The 19,963-nt window shown below is 60.3% G+C and carries 19 protein-coding genes; 7 read left to right on the top strand and 12 right to left on the bottom strand.

Going from position 1 to position 19,963, the window contains the following annotated elements; translation table 11 throughout:
• Positions 1-29: 29 nt before the first annotated feature.
• From ACQ4OB_RS13880 to astA, 4 genes are all read left to right on the top strand, one after another.
• Positions 30-791, top strand: coding sequence for an ABC transporter ATP-binding protein (locus ACQ4OB_RS13880; RefSeq protein ID WP_074876725.1), 762 nt, complete (start codon positions 30-32; stop codon positions 789-791).
• A gap of 12 nt (positions 792-803) precedes the next feature.
• On the top strand, positions 804-1,283 hold the full coding sequence (locus tag ACQ4OB_RS13875) for an Lrp/AsnC family transcriptional regulator (protein WP_074876723.1): 480 nt from the start codon (positions 804-806) through the stop codon (positions 1,281-1,283).
• 183 nt (positions 1,284-1,466) lie between these two features.
• A complete protein-coding gene (ctlX, locus tag ACQ4OB_RS13870) occupies positions 1,467-2,405 on the top strand; it encodes a citrulline utilization hydrolase CtlX (protein ID WP_430955869.1) in 939 nt (312 codons plus the stop codon).
• Positions 2,402-3,436: an arginine N-succinyltransferase gene (astA, locus tag ACQ4OB_RS13865; protein ID WP_430955868.1), complete on the top strand. Its 1,035-nt coding sequence runs from the start codon at positions 2,402-2,404 to the stop codon at positions 3,434-3,436. Before ctlX ends, astA begins: the two co-directional genes overlap by 4 nt.
• 131 nt (positions 3,437-3,567) lie before the next feature.
• Here the strand turns inward: astA and ACQ4OB_RS13860 are convergent, their stop codons facing one another.
• The 9 genes from ACQ4OB_RS13860 to argH all read right to left on the bottom strand — a co-directional run bounded on the left by ACQ4OB_RS13860 (position 3,568) and on the right by argH (position 13,062).
• Positions 3,568-4,275 (bottom strand): HPP family protein, encoded by a 708-nt coding sequence (locus ACQ4OB_RS13860; RefSeq protein WP_074876717.1) that lies wholly within the window; start codon positions 4,273-4,275, stop codon positions 3,568-3,570.
• 155 nt (positions 4,276-4,430) lie between these two features.
• The gene (locus ACQ4OB_RS13855; protein ID WP_102615457.1) at positions 4,431-5,609 is read right to left on the bottom strand and encodes an MFS transporter; all 1,179 of its coding nucleotides are present in this window, start codon (positions 5,607-5,609) and stop codon (positions 4,431-4,433) included.
• A gap of 16 nt (positions 5,610-5,625) precedes the next feature.
• Positions 5,626-7,098, bottom strand: coding sequence for an MmgE/PrpD family protein (locus tag ACQ4OB_RS13850; protein ID WP_430955867.1), 1,473 nt, complete (start codon positions 7,096-7,098; stop codon positions 5,626-5,628).
• Positions 7,095-7,982 carry a polysaccharide deacetylase family protein gene (locus ACQ4OB_RS13845; RefSeq protein ID WP_430955866.1) on the bottom strand — a complete coding sequence of 296 codons (888 nt, stop codon included), beginning with the start codon at positions 7,980-7,982 and terminating at the stop codon, positions 7,095-7,097. Before ACQ4OB_RS13845 ends, ACQ4OB_RS13850 begins: the two co-directional genes overlap by 4 nt.
• Entirely contained in the window at positions 7,975-8,823 is an 849-nt protein-coding gene (locus ACQ4OB_RS13840) for a polysaccharide deacetylase family protein (RefSeq protein WP_430955865.1), read from the bottom strand. The genes ACQ4OB_RS13845 and ACQ4OB_RS13840 overlap by 8 nt, the downstream gene beginning before the upstream one ends.
• A gap of 146 nt (positions 8,824-8,969) precedes the next feature.
• Positions 8,970-9,794, bottom strand: coding sequence for an ABC transporter substrate-binding protein (locus ACQ4OB_RS13835; protein ID WP_074876709.1), 825 nt, complete (start codon positions 9,792-9,794; stop codon positions 8,970-8,972).
• A gap of 39 nt (positions 9,795-9,833) precedes the next feature.
• Entirely contained in the window at positions 9,834-10,598 is a 765-nt protein-coding gene (locus ACQ4OB_RS13830; RefSeq protein WP_102615460.1) for an amino acid ABC transporter ATP-binding protein, read from the bottom strand.
• Positions 10,599-10,608: 10 nt separating this feature from the next.
• Positions 10,609-11,487 (bottom strand): amino acid ABC transporter permease, encoded by an 879-nt coding sequence (locus tag ACQ4OB_RS13825; protein ID WP_076031070.1) that lies wholly within the window; start codon positions 11,485-11,487, stop codon positions 10,609-10,611.
• 147 nt (positions 11,488-11,634) lie between these two features.
• Entirely contained in the window at positions 11,635-13,062 is a 1,428-nt protein-coding gene (gene argH, locus ACQ4OB_RS13820) for an argininosuccinate lyase (RefSeq protein ID WP_102615461.1), read from the bottom strand.
• Between the two features lie 307 nt (positions 13,063-13,369).
• On the opposite strand from argH, the gene ACQ4OB_RS13815 reads away from it, so the two are divergent.
• Positions 13,370-14,335, top strand: a complete 966-nt coding sequence (locus tag ACQ4OB_RS13815) for a LysR family transcriptional regulator (RefSeq protein ID WP_430955864.1) — start codon at positions 13,370-13,372, stop codon at positions 14,333-14,335.
• Positions 14,336-14,353: 18 nt separating this feature from the next.
• On the opposite strand, the gene ACQ4OB_RS13810 is transcribed toward ACQ4OB_RS13815, so the two are convergent.
• Complete coding sequence (locus ACQ4OB_RS13810) at positions 14,354-15,733, bottom strand: UDP-glucose dehydrogenase family protein (RefSeq protein ID WP_430955863.1); 1,380 nt, start codon at positions 15,731-15,733, stop codon at positions 14,354-14,356.
• A gap of 87 nt (positions 15,734-15,820) precedes the next feature.
• On the opposite strand from ACQ4OB_RS13810, the gene ACQ4OB_RS13805 reads away from it, so the two are divergent.
• Both ACQ4OB_RS13805 and ACQ4OB_RS13800 read left to right on the top strand, forming a co-directional pair.
• A complete protein-coding gene (locus ACQ4OB_RS13805; RefSeq protein WP_430955862.1) occupies positions 15,821-16,009 on the top strand; it encodes a hypothetical protein in 189 nt (62 codons plus the stop codon).
• Positions 16,010-16,345: 336 nt separating this feature from the next.
• Entirely contained in the window at positions 16,346-17,284 is a 939-nt protein-coding gene (locus ACQ4OB_RS13800) for a site-specific integrase (protein ID WP_076031074.1), read from the top strand.
• 10 nt (positions 17,285-17,294) lie between these two features.
• Here ACQ4OB_RS13800 and ACQ4OB_RS13795 read toward each other — a convergent pair whose 3' ends face one another.
• Complete coding sequence (locus tag ACQ4OB_RS13795) at positions 17,295-18,365, bottom strand: ABC transporter ATP-binding protein (protein WP_430955861.1); 1,071 nt, start codon at positions 18,363-18,365, stop codon at positions 17,295-17,297.
• Positions 18,362-19,960 (bottom strand): ABC transporter permease, encoded by a 1,599-nt coding sequence (locus ACQ4OB_RS13790; RefSeq protein WP_430955899.1) that lies wholly within the window; start codon positions 19,958-19,960, stop codon positions 18,362-18,364. The genes ACQ4OB_RS13795 and ACQ4OB_RS13790 overlap by 4 nt, the downstream gene beginning before the upstream one ends.
• Between the last annotated feature and the right edge of the window lie 3 nt (positions 19,961-19,963).

Here is a 19,963-nt window from a genome sequence, read left to right as displayed (position 1 = left end):
GCCAGGCCTGCCGCTCCAGGAGTGCTGACATGTACAAACTCACGGTTGAAAATCTGTATAAACGTTTTGGTGACAACGAAGTGCTCAAGGGCGTCTCGTTGAATGCACGGGCAGGCGATGTGGTGAGCATGATCGGCGCCAGCGGTTCGGGTAAAAGCACGATGCTGCGCTGCATCAACTTTCTGGAACGCGCGGACGAAGGCGCCATTGAACTGGACGGCGAGCGCGTGATCACGCGCCCGGGTGCCGGTGGCATGCGCGTCGCTCATCCGGCGCAATTGCAGCGTCTGCGCACGCGCCTGGCAATGGTGTTCCAGCATTTCAATTTGTGGAGCCATCTGACGGTGCTGGAGAACATCGTGCTGGCGCCGTGCCGGGTGTTGGGGATCAGCCGCAAGGCCGCCGAAGAAAGTGCGCGGGCTTACCTGGACAAGGTCGGTCTGGCGCAACGAGTGGCCGATCAATACCCGGCGTTTCTGTCCGGTGGCCAGCAACAACGGGTGGCGATCGCACGTGCCCTGGCGGTGGAACCGGAGATTCTGTTGTTCGACGAGCCGACCTCGGCACTCGATCCGGAATTGGTGGGTGAGGTGCTGAAGGTCATTCAGGCCCTGGCCGAGGAAGGCCGTACCATGTTGATGGTGACCCACGAAATGGGGTTTGCCCGGCAGGTTTCCAGCCAGGTGTTGTTTTTGCATCAGGGAAAGGTCGAGGAGCAGGGTGATGCTACGATCCTTGACCAGCCAAAAAGTGAACGTTTGCAGCAATTCCTATCGGGTCGTTTGAAGTGAGGCAAGACGTACATGGCGGATATCCGCGATCTGTCGATCGTGCTTGATCGTATCGATCAGGCAATCATCGAAGTGTTGCGCCACGAAGGGCGCATCACTTATCAAAAGCTTTCCGAGCGCGTCCATCTCACGCCCAGGCCGTGCCTGGAACGGGTGCGCAAACTCGAACAGCTCGGGGTCATTCGTGGGTATGGCGCGATTCTCGATGAAAAGAAACTGACGCCAGGCTTGTCGTTGCTGGTGTTGGTGGCGTTGTCGAACCAGAGCGGGCGCGCGGCGCAGAAGGCGTTCGAAGCCAAGGTCCGCGCCTGCCCTCAGGTGATGGAATGTCAGTTGATCAGCGGTGCGTTCGACTACAGCTTGCGCATGCGTTGCCGGGACATGGAGCACTATCGGGTGCTGACCGAAGTCTGGTTCGATGACCCGGAATTGCACATCGACAAACTGGTCAGCCATCCGGAACTGGCGATGGTCAAGACCACGATGGAATAGGTTTGGCAGAACAAAAAATCGCAGCTTCGGGCTGCGATTTTTTTTGTGTTCAGCTCCGCCGAATCGGCTGGGCCACACACGTTTTTCAGCCGTTTCCATCACGCCGCAGACACTTATCAACCGGGTTTTCCAGCCTGCGAAACAGACAATGAGTACCTCTCAGCCCTCATTGAATCTGTGCCCATGCAAACCACCAATACCGTTTTGATGATTCGCCCGACACGTTTCTCCTTCAATCAGGACACGGCGGCGAACAACCGTTTCCAGCAGCCGGCCGCCGTCAGCGAAGACGTGCAGCAAAAGGCGTTGCAAGAGTTCGATGGCTACGTTGCAGCGCTGCGCAGCCACGGTGTCGAGGTCAGGGTGCACAACGACCGCGAAGCGCCGCATACCCCGGATTCGATCTTCCCCAACAATTGGTGGAGCAGCCATCCCGACGGCACCTTGGTGCTGTACCCGATGCAGGGCCACAATCGGCGTCTGGAACGGGACAAAGGCGTGCTTGACTGGCTGCGGGACGAGTACCGGGTGGAACAGTTGCTGGACCTTTCCAGCCTCGAACAGCAGGAAGTGTTCCTCGAAGGCACCGGTAGCATGGTGCTGGATCGTCAGCAGCGAATTTGCTACGCCGGTTACTCCACCCGCACCCATGCCCGCGCTCTGGACCAGGTGGTCAGTCATTTGGGTTACGAACTGTGCGCCTTCAACGCGGTGGACCGTCAGGGCGTCGCGATTTACCACACCAACGTGATGATGAGTGTCGGCACACGCCTGGCCGTGGCCTGCCTGACGTCAGTCACGCACCCGGCCGAACGCCTGGCCCTGCGTAAACGCCTGGAAGACAGCGGCAAACAGGTGATTGCCCTGAGCTGGGAACAACTGGAATCTTTCGCCGGCAACATGCTGGAAGTCCACAACGCTGCGGGCGAACCCTTGCTGGTGATGTCGCGCACGGCCTGGCAATCGCTGGATGCCGCCCAACGTCGTTTGATCGAAACCCACGCCACGCCGCTCCCCGTGAACATCGACACCATCGAACGCATCGGCGGCGGCAGCGCGCGCTGCATGTTGGCCGAAGTCTTTCTGTCCAAACATCGGGCTACCCAGGAGCAAATGCAATGATCGTTCGTCCAGCCACACCGGCAGACCTGCCGGCACTGTTAGCCCTGGCCCATAGCGCCGGAACCGGCTTGACCACCTTGCCTGCCGACGCGGGGCGTCTGCGCCAGCGTCTGGAGTGGGCAGCGAAGACCTTCGCCGGCGAAGCCGAACGCGCCGATGCCGATTACCTGTTTGTGCTTGAGAATGACCAGCATGAAGCCATCGGCATCTGCGCACTGGCCGGGGCCGTCGGCCTGCGCGAGCCCTGGTACAACTACCGACTGGGCCTGTTTGTCGCGGCCTCGAAAAACCTCGGGATCAATCAGCAACTGCCGACGTTGTTCCTCGGTAACGACATGACCGGTCACTCAGAACTGTGTTCACTGTTTCTGCATGCCGATCACCGCAGCGGTCTGAACGGGCGCTTGCTGTCCAAGGCGCGGTTCCTGTTTCTGGCGGAATTTCGTCAGCACTTCGGTGAGAAAGTCATCGCCGAGATGCGTGGCTACTCGGACGAAGAGGGCATTTCACCGTTCTGGGAAGGCCTGGGTCGGCACTTCTTCAAGATGGACTTTGCCGATGCCGACTACCTCACAGGGCTGGGCAACAAAACCTTCATCGCCGAGCTGATGCCCAAGTTTCCGCTGCCCACCTGCCTGTTGCCTGAAGCGGCGCGAACCGTCATCGGGCGGGTTCACCCCAATACCGAACCGGCGTTGGGGATGCTCAAGGCTGAAGGATTCGAGCACCGCGACTACATCGACATCTTCGACGGCGGCCCGCTGATCGAATGCGCCACCGGGGATATCCGTGCGGTGCGCGACAGCCAGGTGCTGCAACTGAGCATTGGCACACCGGGGGAGCAGGCGGCGACTTACCTGATTCATAACCGTCAATTTGCCGAGTGCCGGATTATCGCGGCACCGGCGCGGGTGGCTGCCGGGACGTTGATTGTCGATGCAGCAACTGCGAAGAGTTTGGGATTGAATGTCGGGTCATCGGTGCGCGCGGTGAGTCTGGCGGTGCCGGTGCGGCAACAGTCAGCAGCCTGAACAGATTTTTGGGTTGGCGCTGAACCTGTGGGAGCGAGCCTGCTCGCGATGGGGCGCTGTCAGTCAATATTGATTTGTATGACACACCGCCTTCGCGAGCAGGCTCGCTCCCACAGGGGATCTTTGTTTCTTCAGGTTCTACCGCTGAGGACTTCACCAATGCTGCGCCGTTTGGCATGCAACTCACTGGCATGGATCAGCTGTTCAAGGTCTTCGGGGGTGACGTCGTAGAAGGCCTCCATGTCGGCAAGGGCCAGTTTCAGATCCGCGGCAGTGATCGCCTGGCTGTCGGTGGGCGGGCGGTCGGCCGGCACGATGGACGCCGGTTCGCTGGCGCGTTTTGGGTAACGAATACGGGTCAGGTTGTTGTAGGCCAGGGCGCTGAGCAGCATGGTCGAGCCGCTGAGCATCACCGGGCCGAGGGCTTTCCAGTCCAGGGCAATGGTCGCCGGGTCTGCCAATACCAACAGCAACGCCAAGGCTCCGGCCGGTGGGTGCAGGCAACGCAGCCAGCACATCAGAATCAGCGCCATGCCGGCTGCCAGGCAAGCGCTGCCAAGGGTTCGCCCCAGTACGTGAGCGACCAGCAGCGAAACCACTCCAGCGCTGAGGTAGCCGCCGAGAATCGACCAGGGCTGGGCAAGGGCGCCGGAGGACACTGCGAACAGCAACACGGCCGATGCGCCCAGTGGACCGATCAGGTGTTGCGCCACTTGCATGCCGAATACCTGGCTGCAGAGCCAGACGCTGAACATCGTGCCCAAGGACATGCCGATCGCGGCGCGACTCCATTCGGAGGGGCGGGTGTTGATGGCAGCGGGAAACCAGCGAGCAAACATGAGGCAGACGATCCAAAAAAACGAGGCAAAAAAAAGGCTTAGCTGGGATACCCAGAAAGCCCTTGAAGTTGTTCCAACTATTGGGGGAGGAACGGGGCACAGTGTGCCGCTCATTCCCGATGCTGACAAATTCATATTAATGCAGTTTTAGTGCATTAATATTGCTGTAAAGCCACCCGGCGACCGCTCATGAAACACAGGAATCCGCCCATCGCGGTCAGTGCGCTCAAGGCATAAAACATCGTTGGCGCTGGGGTGTGCATCAGCAGGAAACCGCAAATCACCGGGCTCAGTGCACCGCCGAGGGCTGCGAGGTTTTGCGCGCCGTAATAACTGCCGCGCAGCTCTTCCGGCGCCAGGGTGTCAACGAAGAGGAATTCGGCCGGGTAAATGATCATTTCACCGAGGGTGAAGATGAACATGGCCACGCACCAGCTCACAAGGCTGTCGGCCAGGCTGAAGCCGATCAACCCGACGATGAACAGGCTGGTACCGCCCGCGATCCAGTAACGCAATTGTTCGCGCTTGAGGAAACGGCCGATCTGGTATTGCAACAGGATCACGCTGATCGCATTGCAGGCGAGCAGGGCGGCCATGGTTTCCAGTGCCCGTTTGGTGTCTTGAGTCACCAACAGGTATTGCGACAGGTACAGGGTGAAACGGCCATGGACCACGGTGCTGAGCAGGCAGCCGCAGGTGAACATGATCAGCGTGCGATCGTTTTTCAGGGTGATCAGGGTCTTGAGAAAACTCGTTGGCTGGCCAATCGCGGGAGCCTGGGCCGAATCCTTCGGTATTCCGATCATCAGGAAAATACTGAAGAACGCGATGCCGCCCGCGATCAGGAACGGTGCTATCGGATACACGCCGGCAATCACCACGCCTAGCATCGGGCCGGTGGCGTAGCCGATGTTGGTCAAGGTGTAGCGCAGGGAAAACGCCTTGGCGCGCTGGCCCACGGGCAGGTTTTCGCTGAGGATCGCCTTTGAACCGATCAGGAACAGTGCCGAGGCGGTTTCGGTGATCACCAGGGTGGCGGTGGTCAGGTAGAGGTTGTCGGCGAAAGTCAGCAGCACAAAGCCGATGGCGCTGGAGAGCATCGCCAGGATCAACAGCCGGCGCTTCTCGAGGCGGTCGATGATGTAACCGCCGTAGAGCGCGAGCAGGGTGGCGATGAAGACCGCGATGCCCAGCAGCAAGCCGACATCCTGTTGGTTGAGGCCGAGTTTGTTGCTCAGGAACAGCGTCAGCAGCGGGCTGGTAATGGCGCGGCTGACGACGATGGTCAGCGAAACGATCATCAACCGGCGGATAACGAGTGAGTAAGTGGCCACGGTGGTGCAAATATCCTTATTTAATGTTCTCTGAGTGATCGTACCCACGTCGAGGCGTCGAACCGTCTGCGTGGGAATGCCTTACCGGACGCTCTGCGTCCGCTTTTGGGACGCGGAGCGTCCCGGGCTGCATTCCCACGCGGAGCGTGGGAACGATCAGTGCCTCGACAGATTCCAGCTCTTCAACCCGCCACAACTGCTCAAGCAGTTCTGCCGCTTGCCCCCGCGGCATCACCCGCAACGCCAGGCTGAAAAACTTCTCCTCCAGCGCCGCATCACTCAATGGATTGCCCGGCGCACCCAATGGCGGGTCGACACACAGGCTCGCCTGCCGACCGTCCACGGTCCGCACGCTGACGATGGGCTCGCCATCCTCTGACAGTTGCGGATCCACTTCAAGACGGATGCGCGACATCCAGTGAGCAATCCGAGGATCGCCCCGTTGTTCATCGTCATACGCCTCCAGCCGGCAATGCCCCTGCACCAGCCGGGCTGCGAGGGCATACGGCAGGCTCATCTGCGCCGCCGCCAGCGTACCGACGTCGCGCCCGCCGCACATGCCCTGAAGAAACCCGCACAACGACACCTGAACATCTTCGACTTGATCTGCGCTGACCTGCAGCTGATCCAGCAACAGCCCCAGCGCATCGATGGCCGAATGTGTTCCGCGACATGCGGCGTAGGGTTTAATCGAACAGCGAGCAAGTTTCCATACGACGCCCAGATCGGCATCCAGCGCGTCAGGTTGTGCAGTCTCGCCTGCCAGGGTTTTCAGAAACCCGCCCCAGACATCATCGAACAACTTCGTCGGCCCGGTGATGCCTCTTTGCGCAAATCGCGCCGCCAGCAATCCACCCTCGGCGGCACGACCGCTGTGAAGTTTTTTACTTTGCGAACCGTCGTGGATAAACGCCCACAACCCTCCACTGAAACTGCCGGCAATGCCCAGCGCCGAGACGGTTTGCGCGGTATCCAGTCCAAGAATTCGCGCACTGGCCGCCGCCGCACCGAACACGCCGCAGGTGGCGGTGGAGTGCCAGCCGGCGCCGTTGTGGGCTGAATAGCTGCCACAGGCTTCGAGCACCCGGCGGCCGATTTCGTAGCCGATTACCACAGCGGTGATCAGCTCCCGGCCATTCACCGATTGTCCAGACATTGACACCGCCGCCATGACTGCCGGCAGCACCACCGCGCCGGAGTGGTCGCAACCACCGGTGTCGTCCAGTTCCAGGGCATGGGCGGCGACACCATTGAGCAGGGCGGCCTGGGCCGCGCCAGTGCGTTGATCGGTGCCCCAGATCAGCGTGTTCCCGACCTCACCGTCGAAGACCTGCCGTGCCTGCTTCGCGACATCACTGCCAGCCCCGGCCAGGGTCGCGCCGAAGGTGTCGAGTATGTGTCGCTTGGCTTGTGCCACTAGTGCAGGCGGCAAGTCTTCGAATCGGCTGTCGACGCAGAACTGCGCCAAACGCTGCATCCGCTCACTCATGAAAGGTAATCCCGATAATGCCGCTCATACACGGCCGCCGGATGGTCCTCGGTCACAGGCCGCGCCGATTCGGCCCACCATTGAGCAACGTCGGCGCCTGTGGCAATCCACACGTCGTCGTGCTGTTGAATCCCCTCCAGCAACTCGCGCAACACGCCAATCCTCCCGGGTGTCGCAATGATTTCCGGGTGCAGTCGCAGCACATAACACAGGCCGAATCGGTGAAACCCGGCAAAATCCAGTTGCAGGTTGCCCAGGGTGTGGCTGTAAGAGGCGATCCGCGATTGCGCCGGGGGCACGGCCGGGCTCAGGTTGAAGGCGAAGTAGGGTTCGTCTTCCAGTTCGTAGTGCAATGGCAACTCGATGACGTCGGGCGCCGTCGGATGAGCGAATGGCAAATCATCGCCACGCCACGATGAGGACCAGCGAATGCCGTGATCCTTCAACGCTTCGATGAAGCCCGGTGCACCGTTGCCGGCCGGGATGCGAAAGCCTGTTGGACGCTGGCCAGTCAGCGTGGTCAACGCCTCGCAGCCTTTGGCAATCTCGGCGCTTTGTTCGTTGAGGCTCAGGGTGTCGTAGTGCTGGTGGCGATACCCGGCGCAGGCGATCTCATGTCCACCGGCCTGGATTGCCCGAATGTGCCCGGGGTTTTCCTCGGCGACGATCCCGGGAACAAACCAGCTGCTGGAAACCCCCAGTTCTTCGAATAAACCGAGCAAACGGTCGACGCCGCGTTGGGTGCCATAGCGCCAGACCGACAGCGTCTTGTCGCGCCCGGCGACCTCCGGGGCCTGGGTGAGGATGCCGTGGATGTCGTTGTAATCGACGGTCAGTACCACGGCGCAGCGGTAGCCTTTGGGCCAGACAGGGGAATCAGCCATGGTGATGCTCCTTCAGCCACCAGTGGGCGACATCGCGGCATGTGGCGAACCACACGTCATCACGCTGGCGCATGTGTTCGAAGAGTTTTTCCAGCAGCAGGATGCGTCCCGGTTTGCCGGTGATCTTGGGGTGGAACAGGGTGGTCAGGCACAACCCTTCGTTCATGGCACCGTCGTACTCGCGGCACCAGTTATCGAGGGTCAGGGCGTAGCTGGCGGTGCGGTCCAGCCCGGAAGGAAAGTCCGGCGCGCGGGTGTAGGCGAGGGAGGCATAGTCGTCCATTTCCCAGCGGCCGGGGATCTCCACCAGCGGCGTGTCGTGGCCCGGTACTTTCACCAGGTACGGCCGGTCATCGCCGCGCATGCTGCTGGAGTAGGTCACGCCAGCCTCCACCAGCATCGCCGGGGTTTCGGCCCGCCAGTCACCGGACGGGGTGCGAAACCCTTCGGCGCGGATGTTCAGGTGCTTCCAGAACACCTCGCGGGATTTGTTCATCACGTCCTTTTGCTGTTCCAGCGTCAGGGCGTAAAAGGATTCGTGCTTGTAGCCGTGGTAGGCCACTTCATGCCCGCGCTCGACAATCGCCTGGCACTGTTTCGGCCAGTTCTCCACGACCCAGGCCGGGACGAAAAACGTCGTCGGGATTTGGTACGCGTCGAGCACATCGAGGATGCGGGGCAAGGCGCGGTAAGGGCCGTAACCGCCAAAACCGAAGTACTCGGGCTTGCGCCAGATCGAACCGTTGAGCATGGCATCGCCGGTCGGACCGTCGAGGTCGAAGGCCAGGGCGAGGCAGGCTTTGTGCTGGTCGGGCCAGTTGGGTTGTGGCAAGGAGGACATGTGGTGCTCCAACTATTCATAAATAAACACCGAACCCTGTGGGAGCGAGCCTGCTCGCGATGGGGCCGGCACATTCAACATCCCTGTCGCCTGACAGACCGCCATCGCGAGCAGGCTCGCTCCCACAAAGGCATCACGCCGATCCCTTATTTCCCGGCGTTAATGGTCACAGTCTTGATCGCCCCCAGTTCCAGGTCCCACTTTTTCAGGATCGCCTGGTAGCTGCCGTCATCCACCATGCTCTGCAACGCGACCTTCACCGCCTCGCTCAGCTCTGGCTTTTTCTTGCTCACGCCCAGCCCGGTGAACTGCTTGGAGATCGGCAGGCCCACGGTTTTGTACATGTCCTTTTCCTGAGTCTTCAGGTAGGACAGGGTCTCGCTGCCCTGCATGGCCGCGTCGATACGGCTCTGACGCAATTGCGCGCGGGCATCGGCCGAGCCTTCGGTGCCGATCACGTTGATCGCAGGCTTGCCAGCAGCTTCGCAATTGGCCTTGCTCCACTCGGCAATTTCCGCCGGGAAGGTGGTGCGGCGGCTGGTGCCGACTTTTTTGCCGCACAGGTCGATGATCTCGTTGAAATCCTTGTTTTTCTGCAAGGTGTAGAACTGCGGACCACTGGTGAAGTAGTCGACGAAGGTCACGCTGGCCTGACGCTCGGCGGTGTCGGTCATGCCCGACAGCACCATGTCCACGCGGTCGGTGGTCAGCGCATTGATCATTTGCTCGAAGCCGGTTTCCTGCCATTTGATCTTCACGCCCAGACGTTCGGCCAGGGCATTGCCCAGGTCGTAGTCAAGACCGGTGAGGGTGTTGGTGGCCGGGTCCTTGAAGTCCATCGGCGGGTAGTTCGGCATGATCGCTACCACGACCTCGCCTTTTTCCTTGATGCTGGCCGGTAGTTCGGCGGCCCAGGTGAAGCCGGAAGCCATAACGCCTGCGAGTACTGCTGGGATAACAATGTTCTTCATGGTCGTTCTCTTATGAGTGTTGTGAGCGCCAAAGGACGCTTAGGTTCGAACGGCAGAAATGAAGCTTTGGGTGCGCGGGTTTTGCGGGCTTATTAGTATTTCTTCGGGGCTTCCAGCCTCCACGATCTGCCCGCCGTCCATGAACACCATGCGGTTGGAAACTTCGCGAGCGAAGCCCAGTTCATGGGTGACGACGATCATGGTCATGCCGGTCTGCGCCAGATCGCGCATCACCGACAGCACCTCACCGACCAGTTCCGGGTCGAGTGCCGAAGTGGGTTCATCGAACAGCATCAGCTTGGGCCGCATGGCCAGTGCACGGGCTATGGCGACGCGTTGTTGCTGGCCACCCGAGAGTTCGATCGGGTAGCTGTTGCGCTTGTCGGCCAGGCCGACGCGAGCGAGCAATTCCAAGGCTTCCTCGTGCGCCTCCTTGGGCGAACGCTTGAGCACCTGGCATGGCCCTTCGATGATGTTTTGCAGCACAGTCATGTGCGGGAACAGGTTGAAGCGCTGGAACACCATGCCGGTGGCCAGGCGTTGACGGGCGATCTGCGACTCGTTGAGTTCGTGCAGCTTGTTGCCGACGATGCGGTAACCCACCAGTTCGCCATCGACCCAGAGGCCGCCCTTGTCGATTTTTTCCAGCTGGTTGATGCAGCGCAGCAAAGTGCTTTTGCCGGAGCCGGACGGGCCGATGATGCACAGCACTTCGCCTTGCTCGACTTCGATGTTGACGTCCTTGAGCGCGTGGAAATGGTCGTAGTACTTGTTCAGGCTCACGGCCTTGACGATGCTTCTCATGTGGGGCTCCTCAAGAACGCTTGCCGGCGCCGCGAGCGAAACGACGCTCCAGACGACTTTGACCAAAGGACAGGACGGTAACGGTGGCCAGGTACCAGATACCGGCGACGATCAGCAGCTCCATCACACGGGCGTTGGCGTAGTAAATGTTCTGGGCGTTGTAGAGCAGTTCCGAGTACTGGATGACGCTCGCCAGCGAGGTCATCTTCACCATGCCGATGAACTCGTTACCGACCGGCGGAATGATCACCCGCATGGCTTGCGGCAGGATGATCCGGCGCAGCGCTTGCAGGCGCGGCATGCCGATCGACTTGGCGGCTTCGTACTGGCCGGTGTCCACCGACAGCAGGCCGGCACGCACCACTTCGGCGGTGTAGGCGCCCTGGTTGATGCTCAAGCCGAGGAGGGCCGCCACGAACGGGGTCATCAGGCTCACGGTGTCCATTTCGAACAGGCCGGGGATGCCGATGGTGGGAAAAATCAGCGCCAGGTTGAACCACAACAGCAGTTGCAGGATCAGTGGCGTGCCGCGAAACAGCCAGGTGTAGGTCACCGCCACGTAGCGCAGGATCGGGTTGGCCGACATGCGCATGATCGCGGTGATCACCCCGAAAACGATGCCCAGTGCCATGGCCAGCACCGCCATGACGATGGTGTTGAGCAAGCCCCACATGATCGCCTGGGAAGTGAGGAACTGGCCGATGTAGGACCACTCGATCTTGCCTTCGGCGAAGGCTCGTACCAGGCCGATAATCGCAATGACGATCACGGTGGCGAAGAAAATCCGCCCGTAATAACGCCGTGGCACATGGTGGTACTGGGTGATATCGAACTGGTTTTCCGCCAGTTTGCGCTCCGACTGGAGTCGTTCTGCCTGAGTCTGGCTCATGTTGTTTCTCCGTACTCTGATATTTCAGGTCAGCACAGTCCCTGTGGGAGCGGGCTTGCCCGCGATAGCGGACTGTCAGTCAACAAAAATGTGGATGTGATGGCCTCATCGCGGGCAAGCCCGCTCCCACAGGTTTTGTGCTCTGACTTAAAGGCGAAAGCCCTGATAGTTCTCGGTCCATTGCTGCTGCGCAGCCAGGGCAGTTTTCAGTCGACCAATCTGCTCGCGCACCTGTTGCGGTGCGGTGCCGCCCCAGCCGCTGCGGGCGGCGATGGCGGCTTCGAGGGTCAGGCTCTCGCGCACTTCTGCGGTCAGGCGCGGGTCAATTTCGGCCAACAGCGCCGGGGAGGCTTCCCACAATTCGATGTCGTGTTTCTCACAGGCCTGGACCAGCGCACCGGTGATTTCGTGGGCTTCCTTGAACGGCACGCCGCGCATGGCCAGCCAGTCGGCGACTTCGGTGGCGAGGGTGAAACCCAGTGGCGCCTGACGCCGCAGTTCTTCGACGTTGACCTTCATGGTTGCGACCATCCCGGCCATGGCGGGCAGCACCAGCAACAGGGTGTCGACGCTGTCGAGCACGCCGTTTTTGTCTTCGCTCAAGTCGCGGTTGTACGACAGCGGCAGGGATTTGAGGGTGGAGAGCAGGCCGGTCAGGTTGCCGATCAGGCGACCCGCCTTGCCCCGCGCCAATTCAGCGATGTCCGGGTTCTTCTTCTGCGGCATGATTGAGCTGCCGGTGGCGTAGGCATCGTCCAGCACGACCCAGCGAAATTGCCGCGACGACCACAGGCAGAACTCTTCGGCGAGGCGGGAAATGTTGATCCCGAGCATGCTGGCAATGAACAGGAACTCGGCAACGTGATCGCGGCTGGCTACGGCATCGATGGAGTTTTCACACACGCCGCTGTAGCCCATTTCCTTGGCCGACTGCTGCGGCAGACGAGCGATGGCAGAACCGGCCATGGCCGCCGCGCCGAGTGGCGACAGCGAAGTGCGTACGTCCCAGTCCACCAGGCGTTGCACGTCACGCAACATCGATTGGGCGTGGGCCAGCAAGTGGTGAGCGAACACGATCGGCTGGGCTTGCTGCAGGTGAGTGAACCCTGGGCAGATGCTTTCGATGTGCTGCTCGGCCTGATCCACCAAGGCTTGTTGCAGGGCCAGGACTTCAACGGCCAGGGTGCGGACGTGATCACGCAGGAACAGGCGTAGGTCGTTGGCAGTCTGGTCGTTGCGTGAACGGCCGGCGCGCAGCTTGCCGCCCAGCGCGCCGAGGCGTTCGGTCAGCAGGCGTTCGATGAAGGTGTGGACGTCTTCGTCATCCAGGGTCGGCGCGATGCTGCCGGCTCGGAAGTCATCACCGATGCGCTCCAGGGCGTCGAGCATGGTCTGGGTTTCTTGTTCGCTCAGCAGCCCGGCGCGCTGCAATTCACGGGCATGCGCCTTGGAACCGGCGAGGTCGTACGGGGTGAGGCGAAAGTAGCGCTCGGGGCAACGGGACAAGGCCGCCAGGGCTTCGGACGGACCGCTTTTGAAGCGGGCACCCCAGAGACGGTCGGTGGTTTGAGACATTGTTGTTTTCCTCGTCGGTAAAGCGAACTGAAATCGGTGTGCCGGGCCTGAAACACTCGCCGCAAATCAATTGGGCGTGGTTTGGCCTAAACATTATTCAAGGGCAGGGGGAAAGCGCAGTTGCATCGTTACGAGAGCTGATCGAAGTGTCAGCTTTTAATAGTTCGAAATCAGTGAGTTGGCACTGATGTGCGGGATTTATTAGCGGTTGCCAAGCCTGGTTTTCTGTGGTCATTATTATTTACCAGCACTATTTTTGTTGTTGGACACAGGTTGTTGAATAGGGCGCCAGAGGTAAATAGGCATTATGGAAACCCCACTTTCCAATTCCGGAAACCCGCCGCTGAAAACGGGTCATCGGGCACCGCTGACCCTCAGCGGCCTGGATTTCAAACTGCTCAAAGTATTCAAGGCAGTGGTCGAAGCCGGCGGCTTCAGTGCTGCCCAGAATGAGCTGAATGTGGGTCTGGCAGCCATCAGCAAACAGATCTCCGACCTGGAGATCCGCATCGGCATGCGCCTGTGCACCCGCGGTCGCGAGGGTTTTCACCTGACCGAAGAGGGTCGCCTGGTGTATCAGGCGTCCATTGATTTATTTGCCTCGGTCGACAACTTTCGCGACCGCCTTAGTTCAGCTCAGAATGAACTGATCGGTGACCTTGGCGTGGGGGTTATTGATAATACGATTTCCGATGCTAATTCGCCGTTAGTTGCTGCGCTTAGAGCAATTAATGAAACATCGCCGAAAGTAAGATTTCAACTTCAAGCCTCACAACTGGATGAGGTGGAAAGAGGTGTTGTAGAGGGGCGATTAGTAGCAGGAATAGTGCCGGTGTATCAGAAGCGTGAAGAGTTTGATTACTACCCGCTTTATGAAGAACGCTCTGAAGTTTATTGCGCGGTCGGTCATCCGTTATTCACGGTGCCGGACGCAGAAATCGGCAGTCATGTGCTCAAGGATTACGAGTGCATCAACCACCGCTATGCGATTCATCGCGACAAACTGAATTTTGCCCACTACGACAGCTTTTCCGCCTCGGCCAGCCAGGTCGAAGCGGTGGCATTGCTGATCAAGACCGGGCGTTTCGTGGGTTTTCTGCCACAGCATTACGCCGCGTCGATGGTGGCGCAGGGACAGTTCCGGGCGGTGCGCCCAGACCTGATCAACATCAGCACCCCGTTCAATCTGATCCTTCGTCACAACACGGTGCGCAGTCCGCTGGTCAAGGCGTTTGCCCTGGCGTTGGGGGTCGATTTGAAGGCGCCGCTCTGATAGCGGCTGACATCGTATTCAAGCGACGACCGAGGCAGCGGGCCACTGCTGATGCGGAATCGGCAAGTTACGCGACTCACCACGGCCCATCGGGAAGTACATGAAACCGGCGCGGGCCAGGCGATCGGCGTCGTACAGGTTGCGTCCGTCGAAGATCACCGGTGCGTTGAGTCGCTGCTGGATCAGGCTGAAATCCGGGGCCTTGAACTGCTGCCATTCGGTGCAGATGATCAGCGCGTCAGCGCCGGACAATACCGATTCCGGCGTGCCCATCAGCATCAATCGGGATTCATCGGGATACAGCTGCTGGGTTTCCTGCATGGCTTCCGGGTCGAACGCCCGGACGTTGGCCCCGGCAGCCCACAGCGATTCCAGCAGCACCCGGCTCGGTGCATCGCGCATGTCGTCGGTGTTCGGTTTGAACGCCAGCCCCCACACGGCGAAGGTCCTGCCACGCAAATCACCCCGGTAGAACGCGTTGATACGCTCGAACAACTTATGCTTCTGACGCTGGTTGATTGCTTCCACCGCTTGCAGCAAATCGCTGGAGCAATGCGCCTGTTCGGCGCTGTGGATCAGCGCGCGCATGTCCTTGGGAAAGCACGAGCCGCCATAACCGCAGCCCGGGTAGATGAAGTGGTAGCCAATGCGCGAATCGGCGCCGATGCCCAGGCGCACCGATTCGATGTCGGCGCCCAGGTGTTCGGCCAGTTCGGCGATCTGGTTGATGAAGCTGATCTTGGTCGCCAGCATGCAGTTGGCGGCGTACTTGGTCAGCTCGGCGCTGCGCAGGTCCATGAACATGACCCGGTCATGGTTGCGGTTGAAGGGCGCGTAGAGGTCACGCATTACGTCACGCACTTCATCGCGTTCGCAGCCGATGACGATCCGGTCCGGACGTCGGCAATCGGCCACGGCTGAGCCTTCTTTCAGAAACTCCGGGTTGGAGACAATATCGAACTGCAGCAGCCGACCGACCTTGATCAGGCACCTGTCGATGTGTGCGCGCAAGGTGTCACCCGTGCCCACCGGCACCGTGGATTTCTCCACCAGAATCACCGGCTGTTCACGATGACGCGCCACGGCTTCGCCCACCGCCAGCACATAACGCAGATCCGCCGAGCCATCGTCCCGGGACGGTGTACCGACGGCGATAAACAATACCTGGCCATGCTGCACCGCAAACTGCTCGTCAGTGGTGAACTGTAGACGATGGGCTTCCAGGCCTTCGCGCACCAGGCTGGCCAGCCCCGGTTCGAAAATGCTCACGTGGCCTTGTTGCAGCCGTTCGACTTTGCGCTCATCAATGTCCATGCAGACCACGTCGTGGCCGACTTCAGCCAGGACAGCCGCTTGCACCAGGCCAACGTAACCGCTACCAAATACACTGATTTTCATGGGGCACTCCTGAGTCCGGATGCGAGAGCAGGGCGAGCGTTGAGGGCGATGACGGTCGACTCGCTGCTGTGCGGCGTCAGGATAGGCGTGGTCATATTTCAATTCGTCTATCGTGCTGGACAACGCCACGTCCAGACGTTTCAGACTCCAAGCCACGGCCTCGCGGCGGTATCGAGCGAAACCCAATACTTGCTTTACGACGGCAGTTTCTTCATCGCCGGTACTGGAACGGGACAACAGGAAAAAGCCTGGTTGCTGGAGAACTTTCGGGCGTAAGCCATCCTTCAGCGTCAATGCCGAAAGAAACGTGATTTCAATGATTTAGCTAACGACCAGACGCACACTGTATTTGACATTTACAGCCGTGGCCGGCAGGTTGGGAGCCCACCGAGGCTCACTGGATTGATTGAAGGTTATGTCTGGTTTTGTGAAAGGGGCATGAGAAAACCGGTGGGTGAATTGCTTACCTGAAAGTCATACAGTCACTGTTCAGACTTCTGCCGTTCATCGAGTTTTTTAGTGGAAATTCCTACAGAAGTGTTCCGCGTTATATGAAGGATGTTTCAATCCTTAGTTATTTAATGAACTGTTTTCCACTTAAGGCCGTTTCGTTTGATTGACTTACCCGCTACCGACTCCATTCCCTCAAAGACCAACCCGCTGACCCTGTACCTGGCACGTCTGGCGCCCTCCAGCCAGCTGACCATGCGTTATGTGTTGCAGGACGCCGCTGACCGGTTGGGCTTCGAAGACATGAACGTCGAGGAGATTCCCTGGCACAACCTGCAACCGGAAGATGTCATCGCGCTGGTCGCCACCTTGCGCACCGACGGCTATGCGCCCAACACCTCTTCGCTGTACGTCAATGCGGTGCGCGGGGTGATGAACGAGGCGTGGCGCATGAGCCTGATCAGTCAGGAGCACTTGCTGAAAATGCGCTCGGTCAAGGGAATTGCCGGCACGCGATTATCCCAGGGGCGCAACCTCAGGCGCACGCTGATCCAGGAACTGATGGCGGTCTGTGCTGCCGATCCACGGCCACAAGGGTTGAGGGATGCGGCGATCATCGGGATTTTGTATGGCTCGGGCATGCGCAAATCGGAATCGGTGAACCTGGACCTGAACCAGGTCGATTTCGCCGAGCGCAGCCTTCGTGTGACCGCCAAGGGCAACAAGCAACTGATCAAGTACGCACCGGCCTGGGCGTTCGCCAAACTCAATGACTGGCTGGAACTGCGGCGCTCGCTATTGAAGGAGGGCGAAACGGACGATTCATTTCTGTTCAATCGCATCCGCCGCGGCAGCCACATCACCCGCGAGCGCATCACCAAACATGCGATCTATTACATCGCCCGCCAGCGGGGCGCGCAGGTCGGGGTGAAAATCATGCCGCATGATTTCCGACGTTCGTTCATTACCCGAGTGATTGAGGAGTACGACTTGTCGATCGCCCAGAAACTCGCCCATCACAGCAACATCCAGACCACGGCCAACTACGATGTGCGCGATGACAACGAGCGACGTCGTGCGGTGGATCGGTTCGATCTTTGATGGAAGCGGTTCACGTTTCACTCAGTACGTGGGCATGGCCGATTGTCGAAACGTGAACCGCACTGCCGGCGGGTGGTGCATACAGGCCAGAACTGCGCACCATCAATGATCGCCCAGGCTGTTGCCCGGACACCAAAGCCTCCAGTTCCACGGTCAAGGTGCAGGTATTGCCGCTGAAATCCCGCTCGGTCACGACGGCGCGACACCCGCCAGCCTTGGATGGGTTGGGCTGGATGCTGACGAGTTGCAATTGTTCGGGGCGCAGCATGATCTGCGCCGATTTATTGGCCCGGTGATTGTTCACCGGTATCCGGCCAAGGTCGCAATGGGCCCAGCCGGCTTCGATTCGGGCGGGCATGACGATGGCATCCCCGAGAAACAGCGCGGTTTGTTCATCCTCGGGGTAGCGGTAAAGGTCCAGCGGATGGCCCGACTGCACCAGCCGACCGTCACGCATCACCGCCAGCTGATCGGCGAACGACAAGGCTTCACTCTGGTCATGGGTGACCAGAATGGTGGTCACGCCGGCGTCGGTCAGCAGCCGGGCGACCATTTTGCGCATGGCGCCACGAAGCCCGGTGTCGAGGGCCGAAAACGGCTCGTCCAGCAGCATCAAACACGGTTGTTGGGCCAACGCCCGCGCCAGTGCGACGCGCTGTTGCTGGCCGCCGGAGAGCTCGTGGGGCCAACGGTTGGCCATGCTCGCATCCAGCGCCACGCTGTCCATCAACTCAGCGACGCGCTCCTGTTTTGCAGCGCCCCTGATCGAAAGCCCGAAACCGATGTTCGCGGCCACGGTCATGTGCGGGAACAGGGCGCCGTCCTGCGGAACATAACCAATCAAACGCTGATGCGCCGGGACTTCGTGGGTGCTGTCGACGAGCGTTTGGCCATTGAGTGAAAGACGCCCCGAGTCCGGGAATTCGAAGCCGGCGATCATCCGCAGCAAAGTGGTTTTACCTGAGCCGGACGGGCCGACGATGACCGTTCGGCTGCCTGTGGGTACCGACAGATTGACGCTCTCCAGCGCTTGATGGGCGCCGTAGGACTTGGAAATGGAATGGAGTTCGAGAGCGTTCATCGGCCAGCCGTTCGTTTGGATTGGTGATAAAGAAGTCCGGTCAAGGGCAGCGACAGCAGGATCATCAACAGGGCATAGGGCGCAGCGGCGGCGTAGTCGATTTCGCTGGTCATCGCCCAGAACCCGGTGGCCAGGGTGCGTGTGCCGTTGGGGGCGAGCAGCAGGGTGGCGGTCAACTCATTGGTGATCGCCAGAAACACCAGCGCGGCGCCAGCGGCAGCGCCGGGCGCGGCCAGACGCAGGGTGATCAGCCACAATGCCCGGGCTGGGGAACGGCCGAGGCTACGGGCCATGTTTTCCAGCTCTACCGGCGCCTGGGCGATGCCGGCGCGCAAACTCACCAGGGCGCGGGGCAAAAACATCAGCAGGTACGCTAGCAGCACCGTGACCGTCGTCTGGTAAATCGGCCGGGCAAAATGGATGGTGACAGTCACCAAGGCCAGGGCCACGACGATCCCGGGCAACGAACTGGTGATGTAGTTGCAGCTTTCCAATACGCGTTGCAACCGGCCCGGAGCGCGAATCGACAGCCAGGCAATCGGGATGGCAGCGCAGGTGGTGACGGCGGCGCCCGCAACGCCGAGCAGCAGCGTCTGTTCCAGCGCCGGCAGAAGCTCGTCCAATTGCCACACCTGCGTGCCGCCGGCGATCAGCCAGTTACCTAAAGTCACCAGTGGCACGCCGAGTGCCAGTGCGCAGGTCGCCATCTGGACGGTCAGGGCGAGGAGGGTGGTTGCGGGTTTCAGGCGCACCACCCGCTGTTCGCGAGCGCTTCCCGACCCGACCCGGGCGTAGCGCGCCGTACCACGAGCGGCCGATTCTGCGGTCAGCATCACCAGGCAACACAGGGCGAGCACGCTGGCCAGCATGTGGGCGGCGGGGCCGTTGAAGGTGGACTTGAACTGATCGAAGATGGCCGTGGTGAAGGTGTCGAAACGGATCATCGCGTACAGGCCATATTCGGCCAGCAGATGCAGGCCGACCAGCAATGCGCCGCCGCAAATGGCCAGGCGCAGTTGCGGCAACACCACACGGAAAAATATCGCCCAAGGCTTGAGCCCTAGCGATTCGGCAACGTCTTCGATGGCTGGATCGAGCCTGCGCAGGGTGGCGGCTATCGGCAAATACAAGAACGGGAAGTAAGCGATGACCGAGACCAGCACCCCGGCAAACAGTCCGTGAATCGGCGGCACCAGACTGACCCACGCATAGCTGTGCACGAACGCTGGCACCGCCAGCGGCGCGGTCGCCAGCAACGACCACCAGCGCCGCCCCGGCAGGTTGGTGCGCTCTGTCAACCAGGCCAGCGACAGGCCTAACGTGACGCACAACGGAATCGTGATCACCACCAGCAAAACGGTGTTGATCAATAATTCAGCGACCCGCGGCCGGAATACCAGCGGCACAAGGGTCGCCCAGCCTGTCTGAAACGATACGCCGATGACGAAGGCAATCGGCAGCAGTGACAGCAGCGAAATCAGCACCGACAAACCGATCACCCACGCGCCACCACGTCCCGCGAAGAGGCCGCGGGATCGTCGTCGCAAATTCGCGGGTATCGCCTCAGCGACACCCGCCGGCAAGGTTTCAGGCAGCAA

The sequence above is a fragment of the Pseudomonas sp. ES4 genome, from assembly GCF_050586665.1.
Lineage (GTDB): Bacteria > Pseudomonadota > Gammaproteobacteria > Pseudomonadales > Pseudomonadaceae > Aquipseudomonas > Aquipseudomonas frederiksbergensis.
This window is presented reverse-complemented; position numbering and strand designations above follow the sequence as displayed.

Bases quoted from the DNA above. Each gene is read 5' to 3' on its own strand.
- ACQ4OB_RS13880 (WP_074876725.1), top strand. From the start codon at position 30: ATGTACAAACTCACGGTTGAAAATCTGTATAAACGTTTTGGTGACAAC.
- ACQ4OB_RS13875 (WP_074876723.1), top strand. From the start codon at position 804: ATGGCGGATATCCGCGATCTGTCGATCGTGCTTGATCGTATCGATCAG.
- ctlX (WP_430955869.1), top strand. From the start codon at position 1,467: ATGCAAACCACCAATACCGTTTTGATGATTCGCCCGACACGTTTCTCC.
- astA (WP_430955868.1), top strand. From the start codon at position 2,402: ATGATCGTTCGTCCAGCCACACCGGCAGACCTGCCGGCACTGTTAGCC.
- ACQ4OB_RS13860 (WP_074876717.1), bottom strand. From the start codon at position 4,275: ATGTTTGCTCGCTGGTTTCCCGCTGCCATCAACACCCGCCCCTCCGAA.
- ACQ4OB_RS13850 (WP_430955867.1), bottom strand. From the start codon at position 7,098: ATGAGTGAGCGGATGCAGCGTTTGGCGCAGTTCTGCGTCGACAGCCGA.
- ACQ4OB_RS13845 (WP_430955866.1), bottom strand. From the start codon at position 7,982: ATGGCTGATTCCCCTGTCTGGCCCAAAGGCTACCGCTGCGCCGTGGTA.
- ACQ4OB_RS13840 (WP_430955865.1), bottom strand. From the start codon at position 8,823: ATGTCCTCCTTGCCACAACCCAACTGGCCCGACCAGCACAAAGCCTGC.
- ACQ4OB_RS13835 (WP_074876709.1), bottom strand. From the start codon at position 9,794: ATGAAGAACATTGTTATCCCAGCAGTACTCGCAGGCGTTATGGCTTCC.
- ACQ4OB_RS13830 (WP_102615460.1), bottom strand. From the start codon at position 10,598: ATGAGAAGCATCGTCAAGGCCGTGAGCCTGAACAAGTACTACGACCAT.
- ACQ4OB_RS13825 (WP_076031070.1), bottom strand. From the start codon at position 11,487: ATGAGCCAGACTCAGGCAGAACGACTCCAGTCGGAGCGCAAACTGGCG.
- argH (WP_102615461.1), bottom strand. From the start codon at position 13,062: ATGTCTCAAACCACCGACCGTCTCTGGGGTGCCCGCTTCAAAAGCGGT.
- ACQ4OB_RS13815 (WP_430955864.1), top strand. From the start codon at position 13,370: ATGGAAACCCCACTTTCCAATTCCGGAAACCCGCCGCTGAAAACGGGT.
- ACQ4OB_RS13810 (WP_430955863.1), bottom strand. From the start codon at position 15,733: ATGAAAATCAGTGTATTTGGTAGCGGTTACGTTGGCCTGGTGCAAGCG.
- ACQ4OB_RS13795 (WP_430955861.1), bottom strand. From the start codon at position 18,365: ATGAACGCTCTCGAACTCCATTCCATTTCCAAGTCCTACGGCGCCCAT.